12 protein-coding genes are annotated in these 12,447 nt (G+C 65.7%); 7 read left to right on the top strand and 5 right to left on the bottom strand.

The genetic code is table 11. The features are described from left to right. Positions 1 to 3: 3 nt before the first annotated feature. The 4 genes from OCH7691_RS18030 to OCH7691_RS18015 form a co-directional block, all read right to left on the bottom strand. The gene (locus OCH7691_RS18030; RefSeq protein WP_085884970.1) at positions 4 to 879 is read right to left on the bottom strand and encodes a branched-chain amino acid ABC transporter permease; all 876 of its coding nucleotides are present in this window, start codon (positions 877 to 879) and stop codon (positions 4 to 6) included. A 12-nt stretch (positions 880 to 891) separates the two neighbouring features. Further along, positions 892 to 1,605, bottom strand: a complete 714-nt coding sequence (locus OCH7691_RS18025) for an ABC transporter ATP-binding protein (protein ID WP_085884969.1) — start codon at positions 1,603 to 1,605, stop codon at positions 892 to 894. Next, positions 1,605 to 2,420: an ABC transporter ATP-binding protein gene (locus tag OCH7691_RS18020; RefSeq protein ID WP_085884968.1), complete on the bottom strand. Its 816-nt coding sequence runs from the start codon at positions 2,418 to 2,420 to the stop codon at positions 1,605 to 1,607. Before OCH7691_RS18020 ends, OCH7691_RS18025 begins: the two co-directional genes overlap by 1 nt. A gap of 284 nt (positions 2,421 to 2,704) precedes the next feature. Further along, positions 2,705 to 3,610: an EamA family transporter gene (locus tag OCH7691_RS18015; RefSeq protein ID WP_139839774.1), complete on the bottom strand. Its 906-nt coding sequence runs from the start codon at positions 3,608 to 3,610 to the stop codon at positions 2,705 to 2,707. A 100-nt stretch (positions 3,611 to 3,710) separates the two neighbouring features. Here OCH7691_RS18015 and OCH7691_RS18010 point away from each other — a divergent pair, with 100 nt between their 5' ends. After that, positions 3,711 to 4,667, top strand: a complete 957-nt coding sequence (locus OCH7691_RS18010; protein ID WP_085884966.1) for a LysR substrate-binding domain-containing protein — start codon at positions 3,711 to 3,713, stop codon at positions 4,665 to 4,667. On the opposite strand, the gene OCH7691_RS18005 is transcribed toward OCH7691_RS18010, so the two are convergent. Then, on the bottom strand, positions 4,664 to 6,073 hold the full coding sequence (locus OCH7691_RS18005; protein ID WP_139839773.1) for a patatin-like phospholipase family protein: 1,410 nt from the start codon (positions 6,071 to 6,073) through the stop codon (positions 4,664 to 4,666). The two genes, OCH7691_RS18010 and OCH7691_RS18005, sit on opposite strands and share 4 nt — an antisense overlap. A gap of 181 nt (positions 6,074 to 6,254) precedes the next feature. On the opposite strand from OCH7691_RS18005, the gene OCH7691_RS18000 reads away from it, so the two are divergent. The 6 genes from OCH7691_RS18000 (at position 6,255) to OCH7691_RS17975 (ending at position 12,431) form a co-directional block, all read left to right on the top strand. Next, a complete protein-coding gene (locus tag OCH7691_RS18000; protein WP_085884965.1) occupies positions 6,255 to 7,148 on the top strand; it encodes a S1 family peptidase in 894 nt (297 codons plus the stop codon). 140 nt (positions 7,149 to 7,288) lie between these two features. Beyond that, positions 7,289 to 8,542: a branched-chain amino acid ABC transporter substrate-binding protein gene (locus tag OCH7691_RS17995; RefSeq protein WP_085885155.1), complete on the top strand. Its 1,254-nt coding sequence runs from the start codon at positions 7,289 to 7,291 to the stop codon at positions 8,540 to 8,542. Positions 8,543 to 8,733: 191 nt separating this feature from the next. Beyond that, complete coding sequence (locus OCH7691_RS17990; RefSeq protein ID WP_085884964.1) at positions 8,734 to 9,684, top strand: branched-chain amino acid ABC transporter permease; 951 nt, start codon at positions 8,734 to 8,736, stop codon at positions 9,682 to 9,684. Beyond that, positions 9,681 to 10,973, top strand: a complete 1,293-nt coding sequence (locus tag OCH7691_RS17985; RefSeq protein WP_085884963.1) for a branched-chain amino acid ABC transporter permease — start codon at positions 9,681 to 9,683, stop codon at positions 10,971 to 10,973. Before OCH7691_RS17990 ends, OCH7691_RS17985 begins: the two co-directional genes overlap by 4 nt. Next, complete coding sequence (locus tag OCH7691_RS17980; protein ID WP_085884962.1) at positions 10,970 to 11,743, top strand: ABC transporter ATP-binding protein; 774 nt, start codon at positions 10,970 to 10,972, stop codon at positions 11,741 to 11,743. The genes OCH7691_RS17985 and OCH7691_RS17980 overlap by 4 nt, the downstream gene beginning before the upstream one ends. Then, positions 11,736 to 12,431 carry an ABC transporter ATP-binding protein gene (locus OCH7691_RS17975; RefSeq protein WP_085884961.1) on the top strand — a complete coding sequence of 232 codons (696 nt, stop codon included), beginning with the start codon at positions 11,736 to 11,738 and terminating at the stop codon, positions 12,429 to 12,431. The genes OCH7691_RS17980 and OCH7691_RS17975 overlap by 8 nt, the downstream gene beginning before the upstream one ends. The last annotated feature ends 16 nt before the right edge of the window (positions 12,432 to 12,447 follow it).

The raw sequence follows: 12,447 nt of genomic DNA, 5'->3' as shown, positions 1-12,447 counted from the left end.
GCGCTATACCCGGTTCACGACGACGCGGCCGAACAGGCCGAACGGACGTACCAACAGCACGCCGACGATCAGCACCAGGGCGACCGTCAGCTTGAGCTCGCTGCCGATGAACGGCACCAGGCTCGCGAGATTCTCGATCACGCCCACCAGGAAGCCGCCGACGACCGCACCGCCGGGGCTGGTCAGGCCGCCGACCACGGCGCCGGCGAAACCGTAGAGCAGGATGCCGAGCATCATGTTGGGCTCGAGGAAGACGATCGGCGCGATCAGCATGCCCGCGACGGCGCCGATGGCGGCCGCGAGACCCCAGCCGAGCGCCAGCATCCAGTCGACGCTGACCCCGACGAGCCGTGCCGACACCGGGTTGGCGGCCGCCGCCCGCATGGCCAGTCCGACCGATGTGAAGCGGAAGAAGACGTAAATTGCCCCCAGCATGGCCAGGACGATCGCGATCATGCCGAGCTGGTGCATGCCGATCAGCGTCGTCTCGAACGGCGTCTCGGACGGGAAGGGGCTCGGGTAGGCCTTGATCGTGTAGTCCCAGATGAACCCGGCGACGCTGTTGAAGATCGAGAACAGCGCGATGAAGACGATGATATGGCTGAGCACCGGCGCGTTGTGGATCGGCTTGAAGACGATCCGCTCGATCGCCACGCCGCCGAGGAAGGAGATCACGATGCAGGCGAAGAAGGCGGCCCAGTAGGGAAAACCCCAGTCGAGGAGCTGCCAGGCGATGAAGGTCGAGAACATCGCCATCTCGCCCTGGGCGAAATTGAAGTGGTCGATGGCCTGGTAGATCATGACCACGGCGAGCGCGATGCTGGCGTAGATCGCGCCGGTCGCCAGTCCGCCGAATAGTTGCTGCAGGAAGAGATCCATGCCGGCTGCTCCCTAGTAACCGAGATACGCCTGGCGGACGCTCTCGTCCGAGGCAATTTCCTCCGAGGTGCCCGACATGACGACCCGGCCGGTCTCCAGAAGATATGCGTGATCGGCGAGACTGAGCGCCAGCGAGGCATTCTGTTCGACCAGCAACATGCTGACATTCTGCTCGCGGTTGATCGTGCGCAGGATCTCGAACAGTTCCTGCACGATCAGCGGGGCGAGACCGAAGGAGGGCTCGTCCAGCAGCATCAGGCGCGGCCGCAGCATCAGGGCGCGCCCGACCGCGAGCATCTGCTGCTCGCCGCCGGACATCGTGCCCGCCTGCTGGTTGCGCCGTTCCCGCAGGCGCGGGAAATAGCTGAAGACCGTCTCCATATCCTCGGCCACCGCCGCCGAGTCCCGCCGGGTATAGGCGCCGAGGCGGAGGTTTTCCTCGGTCGTGATGCGATCGAAGGTGCCGCGCCCCTCCGGGACATGCGCGATGCCCTGGCGGACGATGTCCTCGGTCTTGCGGCCCATGACGGGGGTGCCGGCGAAATTGACTTCCCCGCTGGTCGTGATCATGCCGCAGATGGCCCGGAGGGTCGTCGTCTTGCCGGCGCCGTTGGCCCCGAGAAGCGTTGTGATGCCGCCGTCCTCGAGCGAGAAGTCGATGCCGTGCAGGGCCTGCGTCTGGCCGTAGAAGGCTTCGAGATTGCGGACTTCGAGAAGTGTCGCCATCAGTCGTTGGTCCCGAGATAGGCGCGAATGACTTCAGGGTCCTTCTGGACCTCCGCCGGCGTGCCCTCGGCAAGCTTGCGCCCGAAATCGAGGGCGACGACCTTGTCGGATATCGCCATCACGAGGCTCATGTGATGTTCCACGATCAGCACCGTTATGTCGCGTTCGTCTCGGATCTGGCGGATCAGGTCGCCCAGGCCGCCGATTTCCTCATGGTTGAGGCCCCCGGCCGGTTCGTCCATCAGCAGCAGGGTCGGCTTGCTGGCCAGTGCGCGGCCGATCTCGACCCGCTTCTGGGTGCCGAAAGGGAGGTCGGAGACCCGTGCGTGGGCAACGCTTTCCAGACCGAGATAGCTGATCAGGCTCCACGCCCGGCCGACCAGTTCGTCTTCCTCCCGGCGGACCGACGGCAGCCTCAGGGCATTGCCGATGAAGCCGCTGGCGGTCGTGCAATGTCCGCCGACCATGACGTTCTGCAGAACGGTCATGGTCTTGAACAGCGCCAGGTTCTGGAAGGTGCGACCGATGCCGATATCGGCGATCCGGTGCGTCGGTTCCTTGAGGATCGGCTGGCCCTTGAAGCGGATCTGGCCCTCGTTCGGCACATAGACCCGGCTCAGGCAGTTGAACATCGTGGTCTTGCCGGCGCCGTTCGGCCCGATGAGGCCGACGATCTGCCCGCTGTCGACGGTAAAACTGACATCGTCCAGCGCCTTGATGCCGCCGAAACTCAACTTGATGCCACTGACGTCGAGAAGCGGTCCCGACGCCGTGCGCGGATCCGGTTCGCTTCGTTCGGCCAAACTACCGGACATGCACGCACCCGCCCGCTGCCAACGCCGCTATCCGGCCTGGCAACTGCGGGGCGGAATAACACCTGCGCCCCGACATATCTCTCCCTGCGGTCTCGGTCGCCGTGACAGGCACGGTCGCCGTTGCCCTTGTTTCTTGTCCGATAATAATGGGACGGAATCGTGGGGCTGACAATTCCTTTTGTTTCGCGACTCTGCGCGCGAGTGCTTCCCAAATATGCAAAAATAGGATTAGAGGGAGTAAATAATTCAATAAAAACAACGTGTTGAAAAATAGGATAACGTCATTACCGTCGAAATAACGTGATGACAGCCGCGAAAACCAGCGCCATTCCGAACAATTCACGTTTTGTCGGCGGTTCGCGAAAAATATAGTGAGATATTGCCAACGTGGCGACGATCTCTATTTGTCCGAGCGTCTTGACGAGCGCGGCGTGCTGCAGGGTCATCGCGGTGAACCAGCCGGCCGAGCCGAGCACGGAGGTCAGGCCGACCAGTCCGGCCGGCCGCCAGGCGCGGATCAGGGCCGCCAGCGCGGCGCGTTCCCGGACGGCCATGTAGGCGGCGAGCATGATCGTCTGCAGCGATACGACATAGGCAAGCGTCGCGGCGGCGCGAATGATGTCGTCGCCGCCGTCGAGGGCATGGGCTGCCGAGCGGATATAGACCGAGGCGACGGCGAAACCGAGGCCGGAGGCCAGGCCCATGAGGGCCGGACGGGCAGTCAGCGCCTTGGCCAGCGCGCCGACGCCGTACTGCTGGCCGGTGGTCGAGATCACCATGATGCCGACGGCGCCGATCGCGACCGAGAAGGAGGCGACCGCGTCGAGGGATTCACCCAGCAGCAGGCTCGACAGGACCGCCGTCTGGATTGCCTCGGTCTTGGAATAGGTGATGCCGACGGCGAAATTCCGGTACCGGAACAGGGCGACCATCAGGGCGCTCGCGATGACCTGGGCGGCACCGGCCACGGCGCCGTCGACGAGGAAGGCCGGCGTCAGCCGCGGGCCGCCGTCGCTGCTCCATACGGCGAGCAGCGCGAGATAGGCGAGCGCGAAGGGCAGTCCGTAGAGATAGCGCGCGAGGCTGACCGCCGCCGTCGACAGCGATGCCGTCATGTGCTTCTGCAACGCCGTGCGGACCGCCTGCATCAGCGCGGCGAACAGGGTTATCGGGATCCAGAGATCGGCCATGATCGTCCGATTGATGAAAAGAACTCTTTCCGTCGGCTGGTGTTGTTCAATATTCTCGGAACCCGGCTGCGACAACCAGTGAATCTTTCTCAATAATGCAATGAGTGGACCTCATCACCCGGCTGGCGCCGGCCGGTTGCCGCCACTGGATTTCCTGAGGGTTTTCGAGGCGGCTGCCCGGCACCGCCACTTCGCCGCCGCGGCGGCCGAACTGGGCGTCACCCCGTCTGCGGTCAGCCACCGGATCCGCGCGCTGGAGGAAGCGCTCGGCATCGCGCTGTTCCGCCGCGAAGGCAAGGGCGTCGGGCTGACCGAGGCGGGACGACGGCTGGCGCCCGCGGTGGCCGATGGGCTGGCAAGCTTTCATGCCGGCCTCGATGCGCTCCGGCCGACGCCGCTTCCGGGCGATCCATTCGTCGTTTCCGCGTCACCGTCGGTCGTGGTCAAGTGGCTGGTGCCCCATCTCGACGAGTTCCGCGCCGCCTATCCCGCGATTCCGATCGCGATAAGGACCGACCGCGAGGTGCCGGATCTCGGCGCCGGCGCGGCGGCCTGCGCGATTCACTATGGCCTCGGCATGGTGCCGGGATGCCTCTCTGTCCGCCTCGCGGGCAACCAGGTGGCGCCGATGGCAAGCCCGGACTTCATCGCCCGTCACGGCAGGATCGACAGTATCCGCGATCTAGCGGGTCTCACCCTGCTGCATGATTCCGGCGCGCTTGAAGCCGAAAGCGGCCTCTATGACTGGGCGCGCTACCTTGGCGCGGCGGGCGGCGGGGATACCATCGATCTGCGATCCGGGCTGCATTTCGACAGTTCGGCCGACGTCCTGAACGCAGCGGTCGCAGGCGCCGGCGTGGCGCTCGGCAAGACGGCGCTGGCACGCGATGACTTGGCGACCGGCCGTCTTCGCATCCTGTTTCAGCCGGCGCTCGACGAGCCGCTGGCCTATTTCTTCGTCACCTCCGCTGGGGCAGGGGACGATCCGCGTGTTGCGCCGTTTCGGGACTGGCTCGCCGAACGCTTCGGCGACGCGGCGTCATCCGATCCGGTCTAACCCTGGGGGCCGGCCGGGTCCCCGCCGCCGGTGTCGGCGCTCGCCGTATCCTCGTCGGGCCCTTCCGCCGTGTCGTCCGGGGTCGCCGGTTGCGCCGGGTCCATCGTCACCTGGGTCGACGGCGCGCCGACGCCCCCGGGCGCGTCGTCGCCGGCTTCGTTCGGCCGGCCGACGTCGCCCTCCGCCGGCCCGGCGACTGCCTCGGCGGGCGCCGCCGGCTCTCCCGGGGCCGTGTCCGCTTTCCCGCCATCCTCCTCGTCAAGCTCGACGATCGGCGGCCTGGCCTGCGGCGGGACCGACGGGGTGGCGGATACCGGTCGCGGCTCCGGCCGCGCGGCCGGGCGCGGCGGCGCGGCGGGCCGGTCCTCGCCGGTGAGCGCCTCGCGCGGCGCCATGTCGGATTGCAGCAGCTTGACCAGGGCAACGATGTCGTCGGCGCGGGCCTCGACCAGCTCGGTGGCTTTCCGTTGCAGCTTCAGCAGGTTGTCGGGCGAGGCGTCGTCGAAGTCGTCGTTCGGCCCCTGCAGCCCGTCGGCGAACGGCAGCAGGTCGGTCTGGAAGCGGAAAAAGGAGCGCCCCGGCGTCAGCAACTGGCCGAGCTGATAGTCGACGCTTTCGGACCCGCCGCCGAAAATCACGCTCAGCAACGGCCGCGCCCAGCCGGAGATTCCCCAGTGCCGGGCCGCGTCGAACTCGATCGGGCGGCCGAGGTCGCCGGTTCCGAGCGAGACGAGCAGAAAGGAATCCGCGGCCGGATAGAGACGGCGCGCCGAGGCGAGCGCGCAGAGCGCCGGGTTGTTCGCCACGACGCCGCCGTCGATCAGGTAGCGCTCGTCGCCAGCCCGGTCGAGGATGTCGGCCGCCTCGAAATAGGTCGGCGCCGCGGTCGAGGCGCGCACCACGTCGCGGACATAGAAGTCGTGCGAGTCTGGCTTTTCATTGCGGTGTCCGCGGGCGTGCCAGCTCTTGAAGAAATGCGGACCCTTCTCGCGCCGGCCGCCGCTGCTGCGTTCGATCTCGTAGGCCGGAACCAGCAGGTCGGTCGCGGCCTCCGACATCAGCGTGTTGCCGAAGGTCATATCGAGTATCCGCTCGAGCGGCGCGGCGTCGTAGCGCTGGTCGGTCAGGCCGCCGAGCGAGGAAACCCCGTGCCAGAGCGAGCGCTGAAAGATCTTCGGACCGTCCTCCACGTAGAGCCGGGCGAGTTCGTTCGCGCTCAGCGGCTCCGGCCGCGGGCGTGACAATCCGGCGGCGATCAGGGCGCCGGTCGAGGTGCCGGCGATCATGTGGAAGGATTCCGCGATGCCATGGCCGAGTTGGCCTTCCAGTTTCTTCAGGACGAGTGCCGGGATGATCCCCCGGATGCCCCCGCCGTCGATGGACAGGATCCGTGCTGTTTTCGCCATTGGCTCGAGGTCCGTCAGTTCGGTTTCGCCTGCTATCCCGACTGAGGACGCGTGGCGGGCGGCGGTTGTGACGGGGCGGCCCAGCGAAGGAGGGGACAATGTCCGGGCGCGCCGCTAGACTGGTTTCCGCCTGTCGCCGTGGCGCTCCTGAGTCGTGCCGGGACAGGCGGAAAGGACTTGCATGACCCGGGGAATACTGTTCGCCATCATCCTGTCGGTCGCGGCAAGCGCCGGTGCGTCGGCCGTGCGCGCCGAACAAGCCGCGGTGGTCAACTGCTACGACAAGGCGCGCGAGATGGTCAGCCGTACCTTCGCCGCCAAATGCGCGGGCGAGATCGTCAGCGACGAGATGGCGGAGACGGTGCGCCAGCGGCGGATCGAGCGCATGCAGCAGGGATTTTCCGGCCCGAAGCCGGTCGAACCCGGTCGACGGCTGACCGGGATCGGCACCGGCTTCTTCGTCGCCGACGGCGGACAGGTGCTCACCAACGTCCATGTCGTGCGCAACTGCTCCGCGCTGTCGGTGGAGACGACCGGCGGCGAACGCCGTACGGCTCACCTTGTCGCCAGCCACATGACCCTCGACCTCGCCCTGCTGACGACCGACGCAGCGGCGCCGGCTGTAGCTGTCTTCGATCCGGGTGCGGTCCTGCAGGCGAGCGGCAGGGCCGACCTCATCGGCTATCCGACCCAGGGGGTCGCGCCGATCCTGCCGAGCATGACGAATGCGGTGGTGCTCCGGCCGGTCATGCCGGGCGACGTACTGCCGGCCTTCTTCCTGGTGCGCGGCGATGTCCGTCCGGGCAACAGCGGGGGCCCGGTACTCGACGCCCGGGGGGCAGTCGTCGGGGTCGTCTTCGCGAAAGCGAACACGCCCGAGATCTATCGAAAGTCCGGCAATCTGGTGACCGATGTCGGGATCGCGATCGCCGCCCGGCCGGTCCTCGAGTTCCTCGCCGAGAACGGCGTCTCGGCGCATCGTCTGCAGGCCGGGACGGAGCGGGCGGAACGGACCCGGGACAGTGTATTCGGCGAGTCGCGGCCCTTTATCGTGCGGGTCGGCTGCTGGCGCTGAGCATGTCCCGCCGGTTGCTTGGCGCTCCCCATAAAATATGGACAGTTGACCGAGCCTCCGCCATCATGCGCCTACAGGGAAAAACCAACAATCAATAGGTGCATTGCATTGCATGCGCCACGAGGCACAAGGGAGTGATGATGCAAACATCCAGATTTGCCGGGCTCGTCGTTGCGTTGGCAATGACCGCCGGGATCGCTGTCGGCCAGGCGCAGGCCGCCGACACCATCAAGATCGGTTTCATCGACCCGCTGTCGGGACCCTTTGCTGCGGTCGGCCAGAGCGGCCTCAAGCAGTTCACCTTCGCAGCCGACGAACTCGTCAACAAGAAAGGCGGGGTGCTCGGCGGCACGATGCTGGAGGTCACCGGGTACGACAACCAGGTCAGCGCCAAGGAAGCCCTCATCCAGCTCAAGAAGGCGATCGGCGACGGCGTCAAGGTGATCGTCCAGGGCAACAGTTCGGGCGTGGCCAACGCGCTTACCGATGCGGTCGAGAAGCACAACACCCGCAACCCGGACCAGCGGATTCTCTATCTCAACTACTCGGCCGTCGACCCGGCGCTGACCAACGAGAAATGCAATTTCTGGCATTTCCGCTTCGACGCCAACGCCGACATGAAGATGGAGGCGCTGACGGACGACATCAAAGCCCGCGCCGACATCGACAAGGTCTACGTCATCGGCCAGGACTACTCGTTCGGCAAGGCGGTCGCGGCCGCCGCGGTCGACATGCTCGGGAAGAAGCGCCCCGATCTCGAGATCGTCGGCAACGAGCTGCACCCGATCGGCAAGGTCAAGGACTTCACCCCCTACGTCACCAAGATCAAGGCTTCCGGCGCGAAGGCCGTGATCACCGGCAACTGGGGCGCGGACATGGTGAACCTCGCCAAGGCGGCGAACGACATCGGCCTCGATGTTCCGTTCTACACCTATTACGCGGCAGGTAACGGTATCACCGCGACGCTCGGCGCCGCCGGCAAGGGCCGGATCATGCTGGTCACCGAGGGCGCGGCCAACCCGGCCCACACGGATGCTTTCCGGGCCTACACGACGGCCTACGAGGCGAAGTACGAGAACGAGAACATCACCCAGTTCCGGATCATCAATACCGTCCAGATGCTCGCCAGGGCGATCGACAAGGCCGGCAACACCAACGTCGACGATATCGCCCGGGCCCTGGAAGGCATGGAATTCACCACCATCGCCGGCGACCGCGTGATCATGCGGGCCTCCGACCACCAGCTCGCGATGCCGATCCGGATCTTCGTCCATACCGACGAGAATGTTGAGTTCGACATGGACAATTCCGGCTTCGGTCTCGTCGAGGAACGTGCAGTGCCAGTGTCGGCCGTCGAGCTTCCGACGACCTGCAAGATGAAAAGGCCGTCCTGACGACAGGGCGCTGACAGACGGACGTCCCGCCGGTGACCGTGTCGCCGGCGGGGCCATCCGCGACAACCGGATTGCCCGCGTTGATGTCCGTTTCTGCTGCGGCGTCGCCCGAATGAGGCGTGGCGAACGGTTGTCGCCGTCCTTTCCCTGCCCGGTCAACGGTCCCGGCCGGCGGCAATGTCAGGCGGATCATGTTTGAACTCATTCTGTTTTCGATCCTGAACGGGCTGGTTTACGGACTGCTCCTGTTCATGCTCTCGAGCGGGCTCACGCTGATCTTCAGCATGATGGGCGTGCTCAATTTCGCCCATGCGAGCTTCTACATGCTCGGGGCCTATTTCGCCTTCACGATGAGCGGCTACATCGGCTTCTTCCCGGCCCTGATCATCGCGCCGATCATCGCCGGCCTGCTCGGCGCCCTCGTCGAACGCTACGGCCTCCGCCACGTGCATCGCTACGGCCACGTGGCGGAACTGATCTTCACCTTCGGCCTTGCTTTCCTGATCGAGGAGGTCGTCCAGTTCTTCTGGGGCAAACAGCTCCAGGACTACCGCGTGCCGGAGGTGCTCGACTTCACTTTCTTCGAGATGTTCGGCAACGCCTTCCCGGCCTACAAGGCGTTCATGCTGCTGGTCTCGATCGCGATCTTCGTGCTCCTCTTCGCGGTCCTCACCCGGTCCCGTGTCGGCATGATCATCCAGGCGGCGATCACCCACCCGAACATCGTCGCCATGCTCGGCCACAACGTGCCGTTCATCTTCATGGCGACCTTCGGGGTCGGCTCGGCGCTTGCCGCGATCGCCGGCGTGATCGCCGGGCCGGTTCTCGGCACGGGTCCGGCGATGGCCTTCGAACTGGGCACGATCGTCTTCGTTGTCGTCGTTTTCGGCGGGCTCGGATCGCTGTCCGGCGCCTTCGTCGCCTCGATCATGATCGGACTGATCCAGACCGTCGCCGTCGCCCTCGACGTTTCGGTATCGGATTTCTTCGGGCTCTTCGGAATGAGCTTCAGTCCGGACGATTTCCTGGTCGACGTGTGGACCATCACCCTGCCGCAGATCGCGCCGATCATTCCGTACCTGATGCTGGTGCTGATGCTGATTTTCCGCCCGCAGGGCCTCATGGGGAAACGTGAGTCATGAGCGTGATCGCGACAACAGGGGCCGCGACGACGAGGCGCGCGACCTTTCGCCGGCTCGCCGTCTGGCTCGTCTCGGCGGCGGTCCTGCTGATCCTGCCGCAGATCTTCACCTCGGGGCTGGCCGTCACCGTGATGAACCAGATGGGGATCGCGATCGTCTTCGCGCTCTCCTACAACATGATGCTCGGGCAGGGCGGCATGCTGTCCTTCGGCCACGCGGTCTATTTCGGTCTCGGCGGTTTCTTCGCCATGCACATGATCGACTGGGTCGACCAGCAGCTCTTCGTCTTTCCGATTTACCTGACGCCGTTCATGGGCGGCCTGTTCGGCCTGTTCATGGCGCTGGTGATCGGCAGTTTCTCGACCCGCCGCGCCGGCACCGTCTTCGCCATGATCTCGCTCGGCATCGGCGAACTGGTCGCGGCACTGTCGCTGATCCTTGTCGTCTTCTTCGGCGGCGAGGAAGGGGTGAGCGGCGACCGGACCACCGGGCCCGGCATCTTCGGCTTCAATTTCCTGCAGGACATCGAGGTCTATTACCTGATCGCCGTCTGGGTCCTGGTGGCGGTGCTGTTCATGTACCTGTTCTCGCGCACCCCGGCCGGGCGGATGGCGAACGCCGTGCGCGACAATCCGGAGCGGGCCGAGTTCGTCGGCTACAGCCAGCGCACGGTGCGGCTGATCTCGTTCTGCGCGGCCGGCTTCTTCGCCGGCATCGCCGGCGGGCTGTTCGCCATCAACTACGAGATCCTGACCGAGCAGAACCTGAACGCGACGACCTCGGGCGGCGTGCTCCTGATGGCCTATATCGGCGGCATCGGCTACTTCATCGGGCCGATCGTGGGGGCCGTGATCTTCACCCTGCTGCAGACCGTGCTGAGCGGCTACACGGATCTCTGGGTGCTCTATGTCGGCCTCGTCTTCCTGGCCACGGTGCTTTACGTCCCGACCGGCCTGACCGGCATCATGATGATGCATGTGCCGGCCTGGCGCCTCGGCCGGCTGCGAAGCCTCGTGGTGCCCTACCTGACGATGGTGATCCCGGTCGCGATGCTGTTCTGCGGCCTGGTCGGCCTGCTCGAGATGTTCCATTACCGGAACGGCGCGCCGACCGGCGAGGTCGAGATGACGGTCTTCTACGTCACCGTCGACTTCACCTCGCCGCTGCCATGGGCGGTGTTCACGGCCCTGACACTCGCCGGCGGGTACCTGACGCGGCGCCTGGCGCCGGCCGTCGCCGCCAGCTTCCAGGCGGCGACCAGTTATGACGCGAAGGGGAGTTCAGCATGACCGAGCCGGCCATCCGCCTTCGCGATCTGCGGAAGAATTTCGGTCGCACCGAGATCATCCGGGGTGTCGACCTGGAGATCGGCAAGGGCACCCGCCATGCCATCATCGGCCCGAACGGCGCCGGGAAATCGACCCTGTTCCACCTGATCAGCGGCAAGTACGAGCCGTCCGGCGGGCAGATCTTCCTGCATGGCGAGGATATTTCCGGGAAGCTGCCTTTCGAGATCAACCGCCAGGGGCTGAGCCGCAGCTTCCAGGTCACCAACATCTTCCCGCGCATGAGCGTGTTCGAGAATGTCCGCTGCGGCATGCTGTGGTCGGCGGGCTACCGCTACGCCTTCTGGCGTCTTGTCGACCAGCTCCGGGACCTGACCGAGGAAAGCGAGCGGATCCTCGAGGAGATCGGCCTCGCCGACCGGCGGGACATCCCGGCCGGCGTGCTGACCTATGCCGAGCAGCGGGCGCTGGAAATCGGCATCACGATCGCCGGCGGCGCCGACGTGATCATGCTCGACGAGCCGACTGCGGGCATGAGCAGGAGCGAAACCGACCAGGCGGTCGAACTCATCCGCCGCATTTCGGAGGGCAAGACGCTGGTCATGGTCGAACATGACATGGGCGTCGTCTTCGACCTTGCCGACAAGATCTCGGTGCTGGTCTACGGCGAACTGATCGCCACCGACACGCCGGAGCGGATCCGCGGCAACAAGGCCGTGCAGGAGGCCTATCTCGGCACCGCCGAGGAAGCGGAGGAAATGGCGGATGCTTGAGGTACGCGACCTGCACGCCTATTACGGCAAGAGTCATATTCTCCAGGGCGTCAATTTCGAGATCGGCGACGGCGAGATCGTCAGCCTGCTCGGGCGCAACGGCGTCGGCCGGTCGACGACGGCGAAGGCGATCATGGGCGATGTCCCGCCGAACGGGTCGATCGTCTTCAAGGGCGAGGAGATAGCCGGTCTCAAGCCGCACCAGATCGCCCAGCGCGGGCTCGGTTACGTGCCCGAGAACCGCGACATCTTCCCGGCGCTCACGGCCCGGCAGAACCTGCTGCTCGGCCAGAAGAAGGCCGGCAAGAGCGGACGCTGGAGCATGGAGGACATGTTCGACCTGTTCCCGAACCTGCGCGAGCGGGCCGACGTGCCGGGCGGGGTCCTGTCGGGCGGGGAGCAGCAGATGCTGACCATGTGCCGGACGCTGATGGGCGATCCCGACCTGGTGATCGTCGACGAGCCCACCGAAGGGCTGGCGCCGCGCGTCGTGACCCAGGTCGGCACGCTGCTCGAGGCGATCGCGGCCAGGGGCATATCTATTTTGCTGGTGGAGCAAAAACTGGCCATCGCCCTCAGTATCTCTCATCGCGTATACGTTATGGGGCACGGGCGCATCGTCTACGAGGGAACGCCGGACGAATTGCGCGCGAACGAGCAGATCCGCCGGGAATGGCTCGAGGTCTGACGCCGTAACGTTGAGG

Source organism: Oceanibacterium hippocampi, from assembly GCF_900172325.1.
GTDB classification, from domain to species: Bacteria; Pseudomonadota; Alphaproteobacteria; order Sneathiellales; family Sneathiellaceae; genus Oceanibacterium; species Oceanibacterium hippocampi.
The sequence above is the reverse complement of the archived record's forward strand: the minus strand, read 5'-3'. Positions and strand labels throughout refer to the sequence as shown.